The sequence below is a fragment of the Sediminibacterium sp. FW305-C-49 genome, assembly GCF_058231085.1.
The window spans coordinates 1,364,082-1,383,846 of the sequence record NZ_JBIQXS010000002.1; the positions used below are offsets into that span (position 1 = coordinate 1,364,082).

The window sequence follows — 19,765 nt, forward strand, 5'->3', positions numbered from 1 at the left end:
TCTGACATCAGCCATCCGTCATCCAAAAGGGGCTGCAAATATAGGGGTAAAACAAAAATTCAGGTTATATTGCACAAAATTTTATACCCGCTACATGAAGATCCTCATCAGGCAGGCTAAGATCGCCGATTCAAACACTTCAATCAATGGACAGGTCAGGGATATTTTAATTGAGGACGGTATCATTACTACAATAGCAGCGAACATAAATGTATCGGCCGACAAAGAAATGGCCGCCGATGGCTTAACCGTATCACCCGGCTGGGTCGATATTTTTGCACATGGCTGCGATCCAGGTTATGAATACAAGGAAACCCTCGACACACTGGCTGCTGCTGCAGCAGCAGGTGGTTATACACAAGTATTTGCTCTTCCCGATAATAAACCTGTTACCGATAATAAGGCCCAGGTAGAATACATCAGGCTGGGTTCACAACATTTACCCGCCAGCATCCACCCTATTGGTGCCATCACCAAAAAAATGGAAGGCAGTTCATTGGCAGAAATGTACGATATGCGCAATAGTGGCGCCATTGCTTTCTCCGATGGACTCAATCCCGTACAGTCACCCGGACTTTTCCTCAAAGCCTTACAATATGTAAAAGCATTTGATGGGGTATTGATTCAATTACCCATTGATAAAAGTATTGGCGCTGGTGGATTGATCAATGAAGGCATTGTTTCTACCAGACTGGGATTACCGGGATTACCCACATTGGCAGAAGAACTGTTTATTAAAAGAGACCTCGATCTTCTCAGGTATACAGGTTCCAGATTGCACATTACAGGTATATCTACCGCCAACAGTGTTTCGCTCATCAAAGCGGCTAAAGCAGAAGGTTTGTCCGTTAGCTGCAGCGTTACCCCCTACCATCTGTTCTTTTGTGATGAAGATTTACAACAATACGATACCAATCTCAAAGTAAACCCTCCCTTACGTTCAAGAGCAGATATGTTGGCTTTGCGAAAAGCGGTGGAAGAGGGTGTGATTGATTGTATCGCTTCACATCATATACCACAGGATTGGGATCACAAGACCTGTGAGTTTGAATATGCGGCTTATGGCATGCTTGGCTTACAGACCGTTTTTGCCGTCTTGAATGAAACCATACCCGGGTTAAGTAATGAAACACTGGTTGCACTGCTATCAGATAATGCCCGTAATATTTTTGGTTTGTCCAAGACCAATATACAGGAAGGTGTGCAGGCAGAACTGACTTTGTTCTCCAGGTCGGCCAACAGTATGCTGACAAAGGATACCCTGAAAAGTAAATCTGCCAACTCTGCTTTTATGAACAGACCCATGAAAGGCGCTATAGTGGCTACCATCCATAAAGGTCAAATTCATCAACCATAAACCAACTGATACATGAAACCCAACTTCAATCAAGCAGCCATTACGTATGGCGTGATTACCGGTTTAATTTTTCTGGCACTCAATTTTGGCGGCTGGGCCATGGCTAGTACAGATACATATGTATCGCTCATAGGTATTTGCACTTTTGTTCCGTATGTAATTGTAACACTCATCGTGGCAGGTATTAAACTGCGTAAACAAAATGGCAACCTGATGACTTTTGCAGAAGCCCTGAAATTTACTTTCCTGGCTTATGTAGTGTATGCTGTGATTGAAGCCATCGGCAATTATGTATTATATGCAATGGTTGATCCTGACCTTACCGCAAAAGTAATGGAGATCAGCCTCCAGAAAACACAGAAATTAATGGAATCTTTTGGTGCTTCTGAACAACAAATTGAAGAAGCCATGACCAAGGCCCAGAATGAACCACCGCATACTTCTTTCAAACAGGTATTCCTTGGTCTGGGTATAGGATTGATCTGGAACTTTGTTAAATCTTTACTCATCAGTCTTATTATCAGAAGAGAGCCTAAATTCGAGGATCAATTATAAATTCAACTATGGATCTGTCAATAGTCGTTCCACTTTATAATGAAGATGAGTCGCTACCTGAATTATGCGGGTGGATTGAATCTGTGATGAAGCAGAACGGCTATTCCTATGAAGTGATCCTGGTAGACGATGGCAGTACCGACGCCAGTTGGGAAGTCATTCAAACCATCGGGGTAAAAAATTCAAATTTCAAGGGCATCAAATTCCAGCGTAATTATGGCAAGTCAGCCGCGCTGAATGAAGGTTTTAAAGCTGCCACTGGCGACGTAGTCATTACCATGGATGCAGACATGCAGGATTCTCCTGACGAGATACCTGAACTTCGTCGCATGATCATTGAAGAGGGTTATGATATGGTGAGTGGATGGAAGAAGAAAAGATTTGATAACACACTCACGAAAAATCTCCCCTCCAAATTGTTCAATGCTGTTGCGCGGAAAAGTTCAGGTATCCGTTTACATGATTTTAACTGTGGCCTTAAATCCTACCGTAAAAAAGTAGTCAAGAGCATTGAGGTATATGGCGAAATGCACCGTTATATTCCTATTCTGGCCAAATGGAGCGGGTTCAGGAAGATTGGTGAAAAAGTAGTGGAGCATCGTGCCAGAAAATATGGTGTCACCAAGTTTGGCTGGCAACGTTTTATCAATGGCTTTCTCGACCTGGCCACCATTATGTTTCTTGGTAAGTTTGGAAAAAGACCCATGCAATTTTTTGGTTTACTCGGCACCCTGTTCTTCCTGGTTGGCCTGGGAGCCAGTATTTCGCTGGTCATCGCCAAATTTCTTTCATCCGATTTCTCACTCACCAACAGACCTAGTTTTTACATAGCCTTAACAACCATGATAATTGGTATGCAATTGTTCCTCACTGGTTTTGTGGCAGAACTGGTAGCCCGTAATGCTGCCGAAAGAAATGTATACCTCATTGAAGAAAAATCGGGACTGGACTGATTGAATGATGCATGAAGAAAAAAATTATCATCATCGGATCTGCCTGGCCACTCAGAGGAGGCGGCATTGCTACTTTTAATGAAAGGCTGGCCCGTGAATTTATACAGGAGGGGCATGAAGTCATCATTTATAGTTTCTCTTTACAATACCCTTCTTTTTTATTCCCCGGTAAATCGCAGTATGGCAATGAACCAAAACCTCCTGATCTTACCATACGGTCTGTTATCAATTCTATCAATCCTTTCAACTGGATACGTATAGGTAATAAGATCAAAAAAGAAAACGCTGATCTGGTGGTGGTACGTTATTGGCTTCCATTTATGGGGCCGTGTTTAGGCACTATACTTCGTATCATCCGCAGAAATCGTTGTTCAAGAATTATTTGTATTGCCGATAATGTAATACCACATGAAAAAAGAGCCGGTGATAAAGCTTTTACACGCTTCTTTGTACAACCGGTAGATGCATTTATTACGATGAGCGAAAAAGTGCTGGATGACCTGAAACAGTTCACACAAAAACCGGCTATTGCTACTGTTCATCCATTGTATGACAATTTTGGAGCGCCCATTACAAAAACGGCAGCCAGAAAAATACTGGATATCCCTACAGATAAAAACATCATCTTATTTTTTGGTTTTATCAGACAGTACAAGGGGCTTGATCTTTTACTGAAAGCCATGGCTATACTGAAAGAAAAGAAAGTTGCCCCTACACTGTTGATTGCCGGAGAATTTTATGAAAACGAGCAACAATACCAGCAATTGATTGATGAATTAAATATCCGGGATTTACTCATCCTTAGAACTGATTTTATACCGGACAATGAAGTGCGTAATTATCTCTGTGCCGCCGATTTTGTGATACAGCCTTATCGCCACGCTACTCAATCCGGTATCACACCACTATCCTATCATTTTGAAAAGCCTATGCTGGTAACCAATGTAGGAGCTTTACCCGCCATGGTACCACATGAACAGGTTGGGATCGTTACAGCATCCGATCCTGAAGCCATTGCCAACGGCATTCAACAGTTATACAGTTTAGGCGAAGAGCATTTTTTGTTTCATCTTCGCAATGAGAAAAAGAATTACAACTGGCAGGGACTTACAGACAGTATCTGGCAGTTGGTTGAAAAAAGTAAAGTATAATCATATGGCAACACGCATCCATGACATCATCGCCGCCTCCATTGCAGTGAAACAAACCATATTGAATGATGATCAGTTACAAAATACGGTACAACAAATAACAGATGCTGTTGTGGCCGCATTTGAATCAGGACATAAAGTAATGTTCTGTGGCAATGGTGGCAGTGCCGCAGATGCTCAACACCTGGCGGCCGAATTTTCCGGACGTTTTTTTAAAAACAGAAGGGCTTTGCCTTCTGATGCGCTTCATTGTAACAGCTCTTACCTCACTGCCGTGGCCAACGATTATAGTTATGATGATATTTATAGCCGCTTAGTGGATGGCACCATGGAAAAAGGAGATGTATTGATCGGTATCAGCACATCAGGCAATTCACCCAATATTGTAAAAGCATTTGAAACTGCTCGTAGCAAAGGCATTACTACCGTTGGCTTTACTGGCGCTTCAGGTGGTAGGATGAAAGACTTATCAGATTTTTTACTCAATATTCCTTCTACCGATACCCCACGTATTCAGGAGAGTCATATTATGCTGGGACATATTATTTGTGAGTTAACCGAAGCTGCCATTTTTAAAGGATAAGATTATGTTAGCACTGGAACAGGTAACCAATGACTGGACACTTTTTTTAGATAGGGATGGCGTGTTGAATCATGAAAAGAACAATGATTATGTGCTGAATTGGGCTGAGTTCATGTTTTATGACACTGTGCCGCAAGCACTCGCATCACTGAATAAACTTTTCAAACATATTGTCATTGTTACCAACCAGAAAGGTGTTGGTAAAGGGGTGATGAGCCTTGATGACCTGGAAAATATTCATCGTAACATGTTATCGGTCATCGAAAAAGCGGGTGGTCGTATTGACAAAATATATTTCTGCTCCGATCTGTCTGACGACTCCCCCAACCGTAAACCACAACCCGGTATGGCATTCCAGGCACAACAGGATTTCCCGGGTATCGATCTTTCGAAAAGCATTATGGTAGGCAACAGACCCAGCGACATGAAATTTGGCAGAAATGCGGGTATATATACCGTTTATCTGGCTACTACGCACCCTGAAACAGCTTTTCCACACCCTGATATCGACCTTCGTTTCAACAGTTTAGCAGAATTTGCTGCGGCGCTGACCACTGTATAAGAAAAACATAAAACTACTTTTCATCGTTTTGATTGATTTAATTTTACAGTCATGAGAGTTTTACTGTTTGCTTGTTTATTGCTTACCGGTGGTCTGGCCCCGGCAGCGGCGCAGGACGATCGTATGCGTATGCAACAAATGGAGGACGAAATAAAACCCCTTGCCTACAGCATCATGAACGAAGACGATTTTACAACCCGTTTTCGTGCCGACAGCGCTTTTATCCGCGGACTCGTAAGGGCTTTGCGTACACCTCATTCTTTTCGCTACCGTTTCGATTCGCTTACTACCATATCACAACTCTATGCACCCGATAGCAGTTTCCGCATTTTTACCTGGCAGTTGCAGATGGAGGACAGAAATCATTTCTGGCAGAAGGGCGCCATTCAAATGCGCACCACCGACGGATCGCTGAAACTTTTCCCATTATTCGATGTATCGAAATATACAGAGGCCCCGGTAGATTCTGTTCGTAATGCACAGAACTGGATTGGTGCAGTGTACTATAATATCATTCAAACCAAATACAATAACCGGAATTATTATACACTGTTTGGCTATGATGAAAACGATGCACGAAGCACCAAAAAATGGATGGAAGTATTAACTTTTGATGCGAATGGTGCGCCTATGTTTGGCGGTCGTTATTTTAATTACCGGGAAGATGACCTGAAACCCAAACAACCTGCGTTCCGCTTCTGTGTTGAGTTTAAAAAAGAAGCCAATGCCAAACTGAACTACGACCCTGAATTAGATATGATTGTACTCGCGCACCTGGTGAGCGAAGAAGGCGACACCAAAAAGAAACACACATTGGTGCCTTATGGAACATTTGAAGGTTTCAAATGGCTGGGTGGAAGATGGGTGCATCAACCCGATATCAAAGAAGCAAACCCGGATGCAAGGGTAAATCCGGATCAGACGAGGGGGAGAAAACAGTGAAATAGGAAATAAAAAATAGGAAGTAGGAAATAAGAAAGTTAAGTTGTCATTAAAATCATTTCCTACTTCCTATTTCTTATTTCATCAGTCCAGCTTCAGCACTGCCAGAAACGCTTCCTGTGGTACTTCTACGTTTCCGATCTGGCGCATACGTTTTTTACCTTCTTTCTGTTTCTCCAGGAGTTTACGCTTACGGCTGATATCACCACCATAACATTTAGCGGTTACATCTTTACGCATGGCACTGATGTTTTCACGTGCAATGATTTTGGCACCAATAGCGGCCTGTATGGCAATCTGGAATTGTTGTTTAGGCAATAACTCTTTCAATTTCTCACATAACCTTCGTCCAAAATCCTGTGCGCGACTGCGGTGAATCAAGGCGCTTAAAGCATCTACTTTATCATTATTCAGCAGAATATCCATCTTAACGATATCTGCTTCACGATAACCAATCGGGTTATAATCGAATGAGGCATAACCACGGGTTGAACTTTTTAATTTATCGTAGAAATCAAATACGATCTCTGTCAAAGGCATTTCAAAAATCAATTCCACGCGTGAAGGAGTGAGATAACTCTGGTTGATGAGTATACCCCGCTTGCCCAAACAAAGGGTCATAATATTGCCGATATAATCCGGCAGTGTAATGATCTGTGCTTTAATAAAAGGTTCTTCAATACGATCAATCTTCACCACATCAGGCATTTCGGCCGGATTGTTTACAATGATCTTTTCACCTCGGGTGGTGTATGCACTAAAACTTACGTTCGGTACAGTAGTAATAACTGTCTGGTTGAACTCCCGCTCCAATCGCTCCTGGATGATTTCCATGTGCAGCAGGCCAAGGAACCCGCATCGGAAACCAAAACCCAGTGCCTGTGATGTTTCCAGTTCGAAAGTGAGTGAAGCATCGTTCAACTGCAGTTTATCCATACAGTCGCGCAGTTCTTCAAACTCATCTGTGTTTACCGGAAAGATACCGGCAAATACCATGGGTTTTACTTCTTCAAATCCGTTGATCATTTCACCGGGATTGGCGGCCAGTGTAATGGTATCACCCACTTTTACTTCTTTGGCATTTTTAATCCCTGTGATGATATAACCCACATCACCTGCTCTAACTTCATCTTTGGGCGTCATGGTGAGTTTTAACACCCCTACTTCATCGGCAAAATAATCGTTACCGGATGCTACAAAGCGGATCTTGTCTCCTTTTTTAAGTACTCCATTCAGGATACGGTAGTACACGATGATACCACGAAAACTATTGAATACACTATCAAAAATGAGCGCCTGTAACGGAGCTTCGGTATCGCCTGAAGGTGAAGGAATACGTTCAACAATGGCTTGCAGTATTTCTTCAATGCCAATACCCGATTTACCACTGGCCAGTAAAATATCTTCCTGTTTACAACCAATCAAATCCACAATCTGGTCTGTTACTTCCGGGATTTTAGCCCCATCCATATCAATTTTATTGATCACCGGGATGATTTCAAGGTCATTCTCAATGGCGAGGTACAAATTACTGATCGTTTGTGCCTGTATACCCTGTGAAGCATCTACCAGTAGCAATGCCCCTTCACAGGCTGCCAGTGCACGGCTCACTTCATAGCTGAAATCTACGTGACCCGGGGTATCAATCAGGTTTAATACATATTGTTCTCCTTTGTAGGCATAATTAATCTGTATGGCGTGGCTCTTGATGGTAATCCCTTTCTCACGTTCCAGGTCCATATCATCCAGCACCTGATCCATCATTTGACGCTCGGTAATGGTTTTGGTATGTTCCAGCAAACGGTCTGCCAGTGTACTTTTACCATGGTCAATATGCGCAATAATGCAAAAATTCCTGATCTGCTTCATAAGTGCGCAAAGATACACTGAAAAGGGTCAGTAGCGAAGAGACAAGGCACAAGGTTATTCAGATTTCTGCCCTTGTTAGGTTCATTTTGATGGTTCTTCTTTCTTTCAATAGTCTTTTCTACTAAATTACGGGCATAACCCGGCAAATTATGCTGATCAGAAAATGGAACAAAAGGGCCCAGTTAAACAATGAAACAGGGCTGGGCACCAATACCACCCTCAGTGGAGGGGCACGTTTTTTCAACCGCGATGGTAATCCCAACATGCAGGTGGTGGGGATGAATTTATGGGGGCGTCTGAATATTTATCATTCACTGCTCACCATGTCGATGTGGAAATTTCTGCTGGTGGTGGTGGCTTATTTTCTCGGCACCAACCTCATTTTTACAGGTATCTATTACCTGATTGGTATTGAACACCTCGGTGGTTTATTACAGGTGAAAGGATTGGAACTGTTTGGCGAAGTTTTTTTCTTTAGCGCCCAAACATTTACCACAGTGGGTTATGGACGTATTAACCCAATGGGGTTTGCGGCTAGTTTTACTGCATCGATGGAAGCATTAACCGGGCTGATGACTTTTGCCATTGCCACCGGTATTATGTGGGGACGTTTTTCAAGACCGAAAGCTTATATCCGATATAGTAAGAATGCCATTGTTGCCCCTTTTAAAGATGGCATTGCACTCATGTTCAGAATGGTGCCTTTTACGCGGAATTATCTGGTGAATGTAGAGGTAAAAGTTACGCTGGCTATGCAGGTACAGGAAGAGGGACAAACCAAAAACCGCTTCTTCAATATGCCGCTCGATATCGCCAAAGCCAATACCATGACGGCGAACTGGACATTGGTACATGTTATCAATGAAGAAAGTCCCATTTATGGTTTCAGTAAAGAAGACCTGGCCAATGCACATGTGGAGATGCTGGTGTTTGTGCAGGGTTTTGATGAGAGCTTTTCCAATACGGTTATCTCACGGACTTCTTACACCTATGAAGAGTTTGTGTTTGGTGCAAAATTCCTACCCATGTATCATCCAAGTGAAGATGGTATGAAAACAGTGCTGCACCTTGATCAGTTGGATGCGTATGAACAAGTTGTATTACCAAATAAGCAATTTTAAGCGAAAGGAACTTGGATGATCATCCAAGTTCTATTTATTTAAGTGAATCAATAATCACTTTAAACTCGTCAGCCAATAGTGAAGCTCCTCCTACCAGACCACCATCTACATCAGGCTGGGTAAAGAGTTCTTTGGCATTGGACGCTTTTACGCTGCCTCCATATAATATGCTGATTTCATTGGCTACTGCTGCGCCATATTTGGTGGCTAACTGCGCACGGATATAGGCATGCATTTCCTGCGCCTGCTCACTGCTGGCCGTTTTGCCGGTACCGATGGCCCAGATGGGTTCATATGCAATGACCACCTGTTTGAGTTGATCTGCAGTAAGGTGATACAGAGATTCTTCCAATTGTTTTGCTACATATGTATTCTGTGTACCTGCTTCTCTGATTTGTAAAGGTTCTCCACAACAGAATATGGGTGTGATGGAATGTTCCAGTGCTATATTTACTTTTTCGGCAAGGAAATGGTTGCTCTCGTTAAAATATTCTCTTCTTTCAGAGTGTCCTAATACTACGTGAGAAACCTGAAGTGACTGTAACATCAACACAGAAATTTCTCCTGTATACGCACCGCTTTTTTTACTGTAACAATTCTGTGCAGCCACGGCTATATGTGCACTACCAGAAACTTTGGACTGTGCCATGGCCAGGTAGGGAGCCGGAACTGCAAATACCACCTGCCTGTTTTCATTCAATGCATAATGATTCGACAATAACTGATCGAGCAATTGTTCTCCTTCTGTAATGGATAGATTCATTTTCCAGTTGGCGGCGGCTATTTGTTTCCTCATTGAATTGTTTTTTGAGATGGCGAAAATAAGTGTTTTCTTCTGTGTTTCTCTGTGTTCTCTGTGGCAATTAAATGCCACTGAAGTCACAGAAGGACACAGAAATTATTTTTCATTTAGATGTATCAGTATCTTTTTTTCTGCTTCAGTTAAAGTAGCACTCTTGAGTTTCTTCCAGTTATCAATATCGTTCAAAGCTTTATCCATATTGTATTTTATCCCTTTACATCCCCAGCTAAAATCGGGGATGATATTGGGCAGCAACCCATCACCAAATACATTCGACGAAATACCAACTACCGTTCCTGTGTTGATGGATGAATTGATGGCTGTGCGTGTATAATCGCCCATGATTACGCCACATTTATATCCTGCATCGAGATAAGTATTGGCAGCTTCGTTCCATACTTTAACCATACCTGCTGTATTTTTCAGGTTGCTGTTACTGGTACCGGCTCCCCAGTTACACCACTCACCTATTACAGCATCGCCCATATAACCATCATGTGCTTTATTGGAATACCCCATCATAATACTGTTCTTGATTTCTCCTCCACCCATACAAAAAGGACCTAAAGTAGTGGCGCCATAAATACGACTGTTCATTTTTACAACTGAATGTTCTCCAATGGTAAAAGGCCCCCTGATGGCAGTACCTTCCATGAGCTCCGCATTTTTTGCCACATAGATGGGTCCGGTAGATGCATTAAGTATGCAGTGTTCAATGCGGGCTCCCTCCTCTATAAAAATCTGACCGGGATTGATGAGTTTGTTGGTAGCAGATAAGGTTGCTGATTGGCGTCCCCTGGTAATCTTTTCAAAATCGAAACGAAGCATGCGATCGTTCCACTGCATCAGTTGCCATGGGTATTCAATGCGTTCGGATAATGGGTGATCATGTATCAGCGTAAATGGTTGTATACTTTTTGTTGCATCAAAATCAGCAAAAGCCATATCCGTTTTACCAATGATCAGTCCTTTTTCATCGGCCCAACAGGAGCCGTTTGATAGTCCCTGTATTTTATCTATTAAATCTTGTGAGGGTAAAAGAGCCGCATCAATCCAGATATGTTCCCCTGCACCAGGAACTGTATATAAATCCTGCAGGTAGGCCTCGGTATGTATGTGTACAGACATGCCGGTTAGCTGTTGCCATCGTTCTGCCATGGTCCAGATACCCATACGTAAATGAGCCACAGACCTGGTTTTGGTGAGGGGAAACAATGCGTTGCGGTTGATTGAATCGAATAAGACGATTGCCATATATCAAACCTACAGGAAATTGATGAAAGATGGATTACCGGGCATACCTGTAATGTCCGATGATGGGATAACTAAACAAACAATCTTCCAGTACCTGTCCGTCGCCAATATTATGTACCATGAGATGTCTTTTTCCATCTGCCGATCTTGCTTTCACAACCAGCCCTATATGTTTCATGCCCCGTCTTAAAGACCAGCAAACAATGTCTCCGGGTTGATAATCGGCTGCATGATCGGTAACCGGTAACGAAGCGCCTGAACGTTTAAAAAATACCATGAGATTGGGCACCCTTCTGTGATCAATATTTTTATCAGGTCTGCTCAGTCCCCATGCATGTGGGTATTGACTGAAATGGGTACGCATATCTTCATGCACCAATGCCTGCAAATCGATATTTAGTTTTCTGTAGGCACGAATGATGACATCGGTGCAAACACCTCGATCCTGGGGTACATCTCCGTTGGGATAAGCGATGGAAAAGTATGAAAGATCATAGACTACTTTTTGTTGGGTAAGTGTAAGCGCAGCATCTGCCAGACGGGAATGGAAAACGGGTTGTGCAAATAATAACGTAGAAAAAATGATACAGCATACAATAACCATCCAGCTTTTCTTTGACAAAAACATAGCAGTGTGTTTGTATTGAAATGCAGGCTCACTGTTTTTACATAGAGAGAATTGTTAATGTTAGTTTAATCAGTTGCAGGGGTTGATCAGAGGGTACCCGGTACGGGAATCAAACCCGTCTTTCCTGAAAACAAAAAAGTCGCTCAAAAATGAACGACTTTTTGTGCCCCAGGCGGGAATCGAACCCGCACTCGCTTTTTCGGCGAACAGGATTTTAAGTCCTGCGTGTCTACCAGTTCCACCACCAGGGCAGGTGGTCAAAAAAAATCCCGTCACGCATGACGGACGGGAATGCTGAGCGGAAGACCGGGCTCGAACCGGCCACCCCGACCTTGGCAAGGTCGTGCTCTACCAAATGAGCTACTTCCGCAATCGATATAAGAACTAAATCGGGAGTGCAAAAATAGGATTCTACAGCTCCTGACAAAATTTTTTATGGATTTTTTATTTGTATTCAGGGTTGTATTTACTGCTTCCCTGTACCTCTACATCGGGTTTCCCTTTGTAGCGCTGGTTATACAGACGATAACATCCACCTAAAACAAAAGCAAGGATACAAAACACTTGCAGATAGAAAAGAAAACGTGATGAATTCACCCAGTTTCTGGTGAAGTCTTTTTCCTGTGCAGCTTGTTGTTCGTTCGACATATTTTTGAATTGCTTTGCAAAAATAAGGCAGCAGGTTTGATTATAAAATCTTTCTGCCAATAATTTCCTGAAAACGGGTCTGTTTCTTGATAAAATACTTCCATACAATCGTGCCCAAATACACGCCCTCCAACTGTTTCATCGATTTTGGCTTCAACTGTTTCCCCCCAAACCCTCTTTTCCACCAAATACCTACCACGGCCCAATGTGCTTTTACAATGGCCTTGAAAAATGCTGTATCACCTGTCAGCAATCCTTTCCAGCCAGATATGCCATCCAATGTAAAACGCAAAGGCAGTTTCCATATTTTCTCTGTCCAGGCAAGGTTCTTACCCAGCATCAGCAAATTGTTCCTGAAATTCAGGAATACTTTACGCCCACCCCTTGGCAATGTGCCCGCTCCAACATGGTACACAACAGACTGCGGACAACTCATGATCCTGTAACCGGCTAATTGCATGCGCCAGCAGAGATCGATTTCTTCCTGATGCGCAAAAAAACTGTCGTCGAGTCCACCCAGCTCATGGTATACTTTTGCCCTTACAAACATGGCTGCTCCCGATGCCCAGAAAACAGGCTGCGGATCATTGTACTGCCCCTCATCTTTCTCACAAACATCAAATACACGTCCGCGCGAAAAAGGATAACCCAGACTATCGATCCAGCCACCGGCAGCACCGGCATATTCAAATAATTCAGGCTGGTGATAGGATAATATTTTGGGTTGACAGGCGGCTATACTTTTATCTGCCTCCATCAGTGTAATAATGGGATCTATCCAGTCGGCAGTTACAGATACATCCGAATTGAGTAATACATAATAATCTGACTGCACCAGTTTAAGTGCCCAGTTATATCCACCGGCAAAACCTTCATTGGTGAGATTGTATAAACATTCAACAGATGGATAATTGTTTTTTACCAATTCCATAGAATCATCTGTCGATGCATTGTCGGCCACTATCACTCTTTTGTTTGAGTACGCAGATGCCAATACAGCTGGAAGAAAAGTTTCCAGGTAATTCCTTCCATTATAATTCAGGATAACAATAGCTACAGACGGCAGAGACAATGACAAATGGTTTAGTTGCGAAAATAGGGAGAAAGAGGCAAGAGACAAGCTGCAAGCCACAAGCTACCAGCCACTAGCTTCCTAAAAAAGAATAGGGTACAAAAGTCTTGACTATTTTTCCATTCATCATTGACGATTCACTCCTTTCATTTTCCAATTCCCCAGTTAATAAGGTATCTTACTTCTTTCGGAACGGTTCTTTCGCGGATTTTTGAGGCTTTCTCGCCTAAGCGTACAATGATTGTTTTTTTAGAGGGAATAACAATGATGTACTGCCCCAATATACCTCTTGCATAAAACACTTCAGGGTTAACAGGATCCAGCCACCACTGGTATCCATAGTAATCACATGACTTTCCTTTCAAATCAGTAATACCACAGGGTTTAACAGAATGAGCCCAGTAGCTGCTATCAATGATGGCTGTACCATTCCATTTACCACTATCCAGCATCAGTTTGCCTATACGTGCAAAGTCGCGCACATTTGAATTAAAACAACAGTAAGCTTTAATATGTCCATTCTCTTTATCGGTACTCCACAAGGCAGGATGCTCTGCGCCCATGGGCTGCCAGAGTTTTTGAGATGCATAATCGCTCAGGCTTTGTCCGGTTGCTTTCTCCAGTAAAAGTCCCAGCAACTGGGTATCTCCGCTTTTATAAGAATGAAGGGTGCCGGGTTTGTCTTTCATTTTTACGCCGGTTGCTGCTGCATAGACATCATGCCCATAATAAGCTTCTGAGGTTACAGAAAACAGGTTCCAATACGATTCGTCCCAGTCTGTTCCACTACTCATGGTAAGCAGGTCTAAGATTCGAACGGCTGCCTTATCTCCTTCTTTAAACTCGGGCAGGTAATTCCCTACCGGTTCTTCAAGCGATTTTATTTTTCCTTCTTTTAACGCAACTCCGATTAATATACTGGTAATGCTTTTAGCAACAGAGAATGAACCTGATTTAGAACTATCGCTATATCCTTTCCAGTATTTCTCAAATACAACCTGGTTATCTCTTATCATCAGTAATCCTACAGAGCCCAGCTCTTCCAGTAGTGCGTTCAATGAATCGGGGTATGCTATTTTGTTATAATCGGCAGCTTCGTTCCAGGGTTGTGGAGCGGCTACAGCCACTTCATTGTTACTGAATTTCTTGTAGTCATCTATGTTGGCAAAATTGTATCGGATAGCAGTAAAAAGAAAAGTTTTTCCGGAGATAAATACATAACTGCTAAATCCAATAATAGACAGTGTCAGGGCCAGCAATGTTATTTTCAAAAATTTTGGCATGCTAAAAAATTGTGATTTGAAAATACGCAATTTTAAGCATTATTGATTGTCGTTTGTAAATCGGCAGTTAACCATCCTCTTCATGTCAACATTTGTCCGTATCTTGCCAGCATATATATAAGACATGCGTTTTCTTCTCCTCAATCTTGATTTTCTTGACCATCCTTTTCTCTAAGGATGTTTTGCATGTAATTTTTTTTACCGACACTATTTTTTACTTACCAATAAGAAGCAATTTATGCTTACTCATACTATTTCAGCCAATACCGCTGCGTATTTGCAGTTGGAAGAACAATACGGTGCACACAACTATCACCCACTTCCGGTAGTACTGGAAAAAGGACAGGGTGTTTTTTTATGGGATGTGGATGGCAAACGCTATTACGATTTTCTGAGTGGTTATTCCGCCGTGAACCAGGGGCATTGTCACCCACGTATTATTCGTGCACTGACCGAGCAGGCACAAAAACTTACGCTTACTTCCCGTGCTTTTCACAATAACCTGTTGGGAGCATATGCACGCTTCATCAGTTCCTATTTCGGATACGATAAAGTGCTGCCCATGAACACCGGTGTGGAAGGTGGGGAAACGGCCATTAAACTAGCCCGCAGATGGGCTTATACTAAAAAGGGTGTGCCGGAAAACAAGGCCAAGATCATTTTTGCAGAAGGCAATTTCTGGGGAAGAACACTGGCTGCCATTTCTTCCTCCAATGACCCCAGCAGTTATAAAGGTTTTGGGCCGTATATGCCCGGATTTGAGCTTGTTCCTTACAATGATACCATCGCTTTGGAAAAAGCATTCCAGGACAAACACGTAGCCGCTTTTATGGTTGAGCCCATTCAGGGAGAAGCCGGCGTGGTAGTACCAGATGATGGCTACTTAACTAAAGTAAGATCACTATGTACGGAATATAATGTATTGTTTATTGCTGATGAAATACAGACCGGACTTGCACGTACGGGAAAAATGCTGGCCTGTGATCATGAAAATGTGCAACCTGATATACTTGTATTGGGCAAGGCATTGAGCGGTGGTGTATTACCTGTTTCTGCAGTACTGGCCAATGATGATATTATGCTGAATATTAAACCAGGCGAACATGGCTCAACCTATGGGGGTAATCCACTCGCCTGTGCTGTTGCCATGGAAGCGCTCACTGTATTAAAAGAAGAAAAAATGGCTGAAAATGCTGCCGTAATGGGCGATTTATTAAGATCGGAACTTCAGCAACTACAGTCGCCTTTTATCAAAACAATCAGGGGTAAAGGATTACTAAATGCCATAGTAATTGAACACCCAAAAGCTGATGCAGCCTGGGATTTCTGTCTGGCACTGAAAGAAAACGGTTTACTCGCCAAACCCACACATGGCGATAAAATTCGTTTTGCTCCTCCACTGCTCATCACAGCAGAGCAGGTGAAAGAAGCGGTGAATATTATTGGCCGATCGTTGGAAACCTTGGGGTAACAGGAGAACAGAGAAACAGAAGAACAGAGGAAGTAAGGTCAAAATTATTCGACATTCGAAATTCCTCTGTTTCTCTGTTCGTTATTTCTTCCCCCCAACGGGCATCTTAGGAAAAAGTACCATTAATTGTATAACAATGGCGCAGCCCAGTATGGCATAAAGTGCAGGTTGTTTTTCAGGACATTCTCCCAACATACAACTTGATACGAGTATATAATTACGAATGGCCCAAGCCAGGTTAACGGCTCCTACAAATACATTGGTTCTTTTGGCCCAGATACGTGGAATCATAAAAAACAAAACAGCCGCTGAGCAAAAAATCAGATGAAATAAACCTGGTCTTCCAAAACTGGTACCTTCTGCAGCAAAACCGGAAACACTCAGGTTTTTACTGATGATAATGCTCCAGGGAAAGAAACAACATACAATTAATCCGATAGCTGCCGCTATACCTATCTGTTGAGAATATTTCATGATGAAAAACTTAGGCTGCGAAGCTAAAGATTTTTAAGGAGCTGTGCGTTTTGAGCTGCAAGCTGCCAGCTACAAGAAGATGTTCCCATTTTATAGTATCCGATAAAATACTTATTTAAGAGTTCTTCTATTTTATTTTAGGCTAGCAGCTAGAAGCTGGGAGCTAGTAGCCGCTACCCTGCCTGCTCCCATTTTCACCAACTGAACAACCTTACGTTCTGTACCCTGTGTCCATTCAACGATATATTGTCCGGCTGCATACGCTTGTCCAAACTGGATGGTGCTGTTGGCAGATAATGACTGGCGTTGTTCCACCAGCCTCCCATTCATATCAGCAATACGCATGGATATGGGCAGATTGGTTAGCCTGCTTTTGAGCTGTACGGTGAAGTAACTGGTAGCTGGATTACCCAAAATAACAGGCGCCAATTTTTCTGTTGTAGCAGTCTGCTCAATGTTTACAGCAAAAGCGACCCGCTGACTCGCTACACCATTCTCTACACTCGCCACCCAAAATCTGTAATTGCCTGCTGTATTTTTCACCAATGGATCTATGGGTTTTGCATTAGGCGAAGCTGTTTCAAAGAATTGTAATGAGGTACCTGCTTTAGCAGTTACCTGATGATCGAAGCGAATAAAAGCTTGTTGTGCAGCTTGATCGTAACTGGCATCTTTCACCAATGGTGCTGCAGGTTGAACTGTTACAGGGATGGTTGTTTTTACTTTACACCCTTGCTGATCTATTGTTTCGAATGACACAACTGTGGTACCCGGACGATCAGCTTTAACGTATCCACGCTGATCAACCGTTGCGATTTGTGCTACCTCACTGCTCCATATTCCCTGAACTGCACCTACACTTAATTGCGCTGTATAACCGGTTGTTATTTTGTTATACCCCTGTATAACAGGTGCATTTGAAGGAGCCAAAACCACAAAAGTATTTTTGCTTTCAGACACACAGCCTTCATTTTCTGCCCTGTATGAAATAACCACCTCTCCTGGCCGGATAGCCTGAATCTTTCCTGCTTCGATTATAGCGATATTACTATCACTGCTGTACCACTTACCTGGTAATAAGATGTTGCTTAATGCTGTACTGCTCCCTGCACAAATCTGTTGTGTGTTGAATGATGCGCCAGTTGACTGTAGTAAAAGTTCAGGTGCCAATGTCAAAGGTGGCAATACCGGTGAAGCTTTTACTTCAATGGCTTTTGATACTGTATTTACACAACCAAACAGATCTTTAATTTCATAGGAAATCACTGCCTGTCCGTTTTGTTTTCCCAACAGCAATCCTTTTTCACTTATCTCCGCAATGGCGCTGTTACTGCTCATCCATTTACCGTCTTTGGCTTCTACTGTTAACTGGTATTCTTTCCCAGTGCAAAACAATGCAGCTGATACAATGGGTGCTACAGATGGCAGATCACGAATTTCAATCGGATCTGACACTTCTGTTTTTCCGTTTCTATATACGATATCAGCATTGTATATACCGGGGCGTGTTGCTTTCAAACGAAAACTATACCTGGTTGTTGATTCAGGATTCTGAAAGAACTGTATGCGGTGGTTGTACTGATCGGCCACATAAATATTATCTTCTGCATCTATACACAATCCATAAGGATAATTAAATTGATTCATCGTATTACCCTGGCCATTTCCGCCTGCAACCGTAATACCTGTTTTGGCGCCGGGTGTCCAGCGCTGAATACGCTGATTGGTCTGATCGGAAATAAACAGATCACCTGCTGCATTGATAACAATATCGGTAGGAAAATATAATTGTCCCATTCCTTTACCTCTTCCGGCTCCACCTGCCACTGTAATACCAGTTGATGCTGCATTTTTCCAGGCCTGTATTCTGTCGTTGGCCGCGTCTGCAATAAATAGTGTTCCGTTTTTATCGATTTTTACGCTACTGGGGTATTGTAACTGGTTGGCTGCATTCCCCTTTCCATTACCGCCCGCAACCGTAACACCGGCAGTTGCTCCATGAGCCCAGCGTTGAATACGATGGTTATAATTATCGGCTACATAAATATTTCCTGCCTCATCCAGGCAAATACCAAAAGGCATATTGAATTGTCCGGCTCCGTTACCCCTGCCATTACCACCTGCCACTGTAATACCAATAAACGAGCCGGGTGTAAACATTTGTATACGGCTGTTGGCCGCATCACTTACATAAAGATTTCCTTTTTTATCTACAGCCACTGCCATTGGATAATTCAACTGATCGGCACCGTCTCCCTGTCCGGCCAGACCTGCAACGGTAATACCATTAGATGCACCGGGTACCCATTTCTGTACGCGGTGATTAAACTGGTCGGCTACATATATATTACCGTCGGTATCTACTGCAATACCGGTTGGAAACCTGAACTGGTCCTCTTCAACACCCTCTCCTACACCTGCTACCGTTTTTATTAAAGCAGGCGTAAATGAGGTATGTAGTAATTGACCGTTGTGTTTCCAGTCAATACGTTCCACTTTTGGAGAAACAGCGTACATAGTAAGTTCTGTATTGATACAGAGACTGCTGCTGTTTAATACCGGCTTATTACCTGCATGTAACGTGCTATCGGTAGTTGATGCACTTACAAGAAAACAAATCATCATTATCCATATCAACAGCCCTGCTTTCAACAGAGGTGTTGATCTTTGATAAGATGTTTTGCTGTTTTGCATAAGGGCTGGTGTCGCTTTGGATTATACAATACAAAGTGACTTCACAGTGCTCCTCTGGCCTATAACAGCATCCGTGAAAAAGTAGTAGTAGCGAAAACCGGTATGGTAGCAACGGTACTACATTATAAAAAACATTACTATGCACCAGGGCAGTTATCCAATCCGATCAGTGGAAAGAAGAAAAAGATATTTGTAGTGGAAGGTGCAGCAAAATCAGGTATTTCAGCACACCTACAAACAGGTGCGTACTGAATGCACTACAAGGGTGTCGTTTAAAAATTTTTGATACGTAGTTAGGCTGCTACCAGTTCATCATTCCCATAAAAAGAAAAAGAGCGGTTCCTAC

Annotated in this window: 19 protein-coding genes and 2 tRNA genes; 10 read left to right on the forward strand and 11 right to left on the reverse strand. The window is 42.7% G+C overall.

The annotated features are described in order from the left end of the window. Window positions 1-94: 94 nt before the first annotated feature. Genes ACH3Z1_RS13490 through ACH3Z1_RS13520 form a run of 7 tightly spaced genes read left to right on the forward strand, consistent with a single transcriptional unit; the run spans window position 95 to window position 6,103 of the window. A complete protein-coding gene (locus ACH3Z1_RS13490) occupies window positions 95-1,357 on the forward strand; it encodes a dihydroorotase (protein ID WP_490822520.1) in 1,263 nt (420 codons plus the stop codon). Between the two features lie 12 nt (window positions 1,358-1,369). Continuing rightward, complete coding sequence (locus ACH3Z1_RS13495; RefSeq protein WP_490822521.1) at window positions 1,370-1,912, forward strand: DUF4199 domain-containing protein; 543 nt, start codon at window positions 1,370-1,372, stop codon at window positions 1,910-1,912. An 8-nt stretch (window positions 1,913-1,920) separates the two neighbouring features. After that, on the forward strand, window positions 1,921-2,865 hold the full coding sequence (locus ACH3Z1_RS13500; RefSeq protein WP_490822522.1) for a glycosyltransferase family 2 protein: 945 nt from the start codon (window positions 1,921-1,923) through the stop codon (window positions 2,863-2,865). 11 nt (window positions 2,866-2,876) lie between these two features. Beyond that, the gene (locus ACH3Z1_RS13505; RefSeq protein WP_490822523.1) at window positions 2,877-4,016 is read left to right on the forward strand and encodes a glycosyltransferase; all 1,140 of its coding nucleotides are present in this window, start codon (window positions 2,877-2,879) and stop codon (window positions 4,014-4,016) included. A gap of 4 nt (window positions 4,017-4,020) precedes the next feature. Further along, a complete protein-coding gene (locus ACH3Z1_RS13510) occupies window positions 4,021-4,599 on the forward strand; it encodes a D-sedoheptulose-7-phosphate isomerase (RefSeq protein ID WP_490822524.1) in 579 nt (192 codons plus the stop codon). Between the two features lie 4 nt (window positions 4,600-4,603). Then, entirely contained in the window at window positions 4,604-5,161 is a 558-nt protein-coding gene (locus ACH3Z1_RS13515) for a D-glycero-alpha-D-manno-heptose-1,7-bisphosphate 7-phosphatase (RefSeq protein WP_490822525.1), read from the forward strand. 51 nt (window positions 5,162-5,212) lie between these two features. Further along, entirely contained in the window at window positions 5,213-6,103 is an 891-nt protein-coding gene (locus ACH3Z1_RS13520; protein WP_490822526.1) for a hypothetical protein, read from the forward strand. Window positions 6,104-6,187: 84 nt separating this feature from the next. Here the strand turns inward: ACH3Z1_RS13520 and lepA are convergent, their stop codons facing one another. After that, a complete protein-coding gene (gene lepA, locus ACH3Z1_RS13525) occupies window positions 6,188-7,972 on the reverse strand; it encodes a translation elongation factor 4 (protein WP_490822527.1) in 1,785 nt (594 codons plus the stop codon). A gap of 149 nt (window positions 7,973-8,121) precedes the next feature. Between lepA and ACH3Z1_RS13530 the strand changes: the two genes are divergently transcribed. Beyond that, window positions 8,122-9,093: an ion channel gene (locus ACH3Z1_RS13530; protein WP_490822528.1), complete on the forward strand. Its 972-nt coding sequence runs from the start codon at window positions 8,122-8,124 to the stop codon at window positions 9,091-9,093. Between the two features lie 34 nt (window positions 9,094-9,127). Here ACH3Z1_RS13530 and tpiA read toward each other — a convergent pair whose 3' ends face one another. The 8 genes from tpiA to ACH3Z1_RS13570 all read right to left on the reverse strand — a co-directional run bounded on the left by tpiA (window position 9,128) and on the right by ACH3Z1_RS13570 (window position 14,780). Continuing rightward, window positions 9,128-9,889 carry a triose-phosphate isomerase gene (tpiA, locus tag ACH3Z1_RS13535; RefSeq protein WP_490822529.1) on the reverse strand — a complete coding sequence of 254 codons (762 nt, stop codon included), beginning with the start codon at window positions 9,887-9,889 and terminating at the stop codon, window positions 9,128-9,130. Between the two features lie 102 nt (window positions 9,890-9,991). Beyond that, entirely contained in the window at window positions 9,992-11,149 is a 1,158-nt protein-coding gene (locus ACH3Z1_RS13540) for a putative sugar nucleotidyl transferase (protein WP_490822530.1), read from the reverse strand. 34 nt (window positions 11,150-11,183) lie between these two features. After that, window positions 11,184-11,777 carry a DUF1287 domain-containing protein gene (locus ACH3Z1_RS13545; protein ID WP_490822531.1) on the reverse strand — a complete coding sequence of 198 codons (594 nt, stop codon included), beginning with the start codon at window positions 11,775-11,777 and terminating at the stop codon, window positions 11,184-11,186. 164 nt (window positions 11,778-11,941) lie between these two features. Next, window positions 11,942-12,028 (reverse strand) — tRNA-Leu (locus ACH3Z1_RS13550). A 46-nt stretch (window positions 12,029-12,074) separates the two neighbouring features. After that, a tRNA-Gly gene (locus ACH3Z1_RS13555) sits at window positions 12,075-12,147 on the reverse strand. Between the two features lie 74 nt (window positions 12,148-12,221). Next, window positions 12,222-12,425: a hypothetical protein gene (locus ACH3Z1_RS13560; protein WP_295204439.1), complete on the reverse strand. Its 204-nt coding sequence runs from the start codon at window positions 12,423-12,425 to the stop codon at window positions 12,222-12,224. Window positions 12,426-12,465: 40 nt separating this feature from the next. After that, window positions 12,466-13,503, reverse strand: a complete 1,038-nt coding sequence (locus ACH3Z1_RS13565; RefSeq protein ID WP_490822532.1) for a glycosyltransferase family 2 protein — start codon at window positions 13,501-13,503, stop codon at window positions 12,466-12,468. A gap of 140 nt (window positions 13,504-13,643) precedes the next feature. Further along, window positions 13,644-14,780 (reverse strand): serine hydrolase domain-containing protein, encoded by a 1,137-nt coding sequence (locus ACH3Z1_RS13570; RefSeq protein ID WP_490822533.1) that lies wholly within the window; start codon window positions 14,778-14,780, stop codon window positions 13,644-13,646. 238 nt (window positions 14,781-15,018) lie between these two features. On the opposite strand from ACH3Z1_RS13570, the gene rocD reads away from it, so the two are divergent. Next, window positions 15,019-16,251, forward strand: coding sequence for an ornithine--oxo-acid transaminase (gene rocD, locus ACH3Z1_RS13575; RefSeq protein ID WP_490822534.1), 1,233 nt, complete (start codon window positions 15,019-15,021; stop codon window positions 16,249-16,251). Between the two features lie 81 nt (window positions 16,252-16,332). On the opposite strand, the gene ACH3Z1_RS13580 is transcribed toward rocD, so the two are convergent. Together ACH3Z1_RS13580 and ACH3Z1_RS13585 are read right to left on the reverse strand one after the other, a co-directional pair. Continuing rightward, the gene (locus ACH3Z1_RS13580; RefSeq protein ID WP_490822535.1) at window positions 16,333-16,725 is read right to left on the reverse strand and encodes a hypothetical protein; all 393 of its coding nucleotides are present in this window, start codon (window positions 16,723-16,725) and stop codon (window positions 16,333-16,335) included. Between the two features lie 132 nt (window positions 16,726-16,857). Beyond that, window positions 16,858-19,419, reverse strand: coding sequence for a T9SS type A sorting domain-containing protein (locus ACH3Z1_RS13585; RefSeq protein WP_490822536.1), 2,562 nt, complete (start codon window positions 19,417-19,419; stop codon window positions 16,858-16,860). 102 nt (window positions 19,420-19,521) lie between these two features. Here ACH3Z1_RS13585 and ACH3Z1_RS13590 point away from each other — a divergent pair, with 102 nt between their 5' ends. Next, window positions 19,522-19,671, forward strand: a complete 150-nt coding sequence (locus ACH3Z1_RS13590; RefSeq protein ID WP_490822537.1) for a hypothetical protein — start codon at window positions 19,522-19,524, stop codon at window positions 19,669-19,671. The last annotated feature ends 94 nt before the right edge of the window (window positions 19,672-19,765 follow it).

What these genes read in the sequence shown, in the direction of transcription:
- ACH3Z1_RS13545 (WP_490822531.1), bottom strand. Translation starts at nt 11,777, where the DNA reads ATGTTTTTGTCAAAGAAAAGCTGGATGGTTATTGTATGCTGTATCATT.
- ACH3Z1_RS13590 (WP_490822537.1), top strand. Translation starts at nt 19,522, where the DNA reads ATGGTAGCAACGGTACTACATTATAAAAAACATTACTATGCACCAGGG.
- ACH3Z1_RS13540 (WP_490822530.1), bottom strand. Translation starts at nt 11,149, where the DNA reads ATGGCAATCGTCTTATTCGATTCAATCAACCGCAACGCATTGTTTCCC.
- ACH3Z1_RS13495 (WP_490822521.1), top strand. Translation starts at nt 1,370, where the DNA reads ATGAAACCCAACTTCAATCAAGCAGCCATTACGTATGGCGTGATTACC.
- ACH3Z1_RS13510 (WP_490822524.1), top strand. Translation starts at nt 4,021, where the DNA reads ATGGCAACACGCATCCATGACATCATCGCCGCCTCCATTGCAGTGAAA.
- rocD (WP_490822534.1), top strand. Translation starts at nt 15,019, where the DNA reads ATGCTTACTCATACTATTTCAGCCAATACCGCTGCGTATTTGCAGTTG.
- ACH3Z1_RS13500 (WP_490822522.1), top strand. Translation starts at nt 1,921, where the DNA reads ATGGATCTGTCAATAGTCGTTCCACTTTATAATGAAGATGAGTCGCTA.
- ACH3Z1_RS13570 (WP_490822533.1), bottom strand. Translation starts at nt 14,780, where the DNA reads ATGCCAAAATTTTTGAAAATAACATTGCTGGCCCTGACACTGTCTATT.
- lepA (WP_490822527.1), bottom strand. Translation starts at nt 7,972, where the DNA reads ATGAAGCAGATCAGGAATTTTTGCATTATTGCGCATATTGACCATGGT.
- ACH3Z1_RS13490 (WP_490822520.1), top strand. Translation starts at nt 95, where the DNA reads ATGAAGATCCTCATCAGGCAGGCTAAGATCGCCGATTCAAACACTTCA.
- ACH3Z1_RS13580 (WP_490822535.1), bottom strand. Translation starts at nt 16,725, where the DNA reads ATGAAATATTCTCAACAGATAGGTATAGCGGCAGCTATCGGATTAATT.
- tpiA (WP_490822529.1), bottom strand. Translation starts at nt 9,889, where the DNA reads ATGAGGAAACAAATAGCCGCCGCCAACTGGAAAATGAATCTATCCATT.
- ACH3Z1_RS13520 (WP_490822526.1), top strand. Translation starts at nt 5,213, where the DNA reads ATGAGAGTTTTACTGTTTGCTTGTTTATTGCTTACCGGTGGTCTGGCC.
- ACH3Z1_RS13505 (WP_490822523.1), top strand. Translation starts at nt 2,877, where the DNA reads ATGAAGAAAAAAATTATCATCATCGGATCTGCCTGGCCACTCAGAGGA.
- ACH3Z1_RS13515 (WP_490822525.1), top strand. Translation starts at nt 4,604, where the DNA reads ATGTTAGCACTGGAACAGGTAACCAATGACTGGACACTTTTTTTAGAT.
- ACH3Z1_RS13530 (WP_490822528.1), top strand. Translation starts at nt 8,122, where the DNA reads ATGCTGATCAGAAAATGGAACAAAAGGGCCCAGTTAAACAATGAAACA.
- ACH3Z1_RS13585 (WP_490822536.1), bottom strand. Translation starts at nt 19,419, where the DNA reads ATGCAAAACAGCAAAACATCTTATCAAAGATCAACACCTCTGTTGAAA.
- ACH3Z1_RS13560 (WP_295204439.1), bottom strand. Translation starts at nt 12,425, where the DNA reads ATGTCGAACGAACAACAAGCTGCACAGGAAAAAGACTTCACCAGAAAC.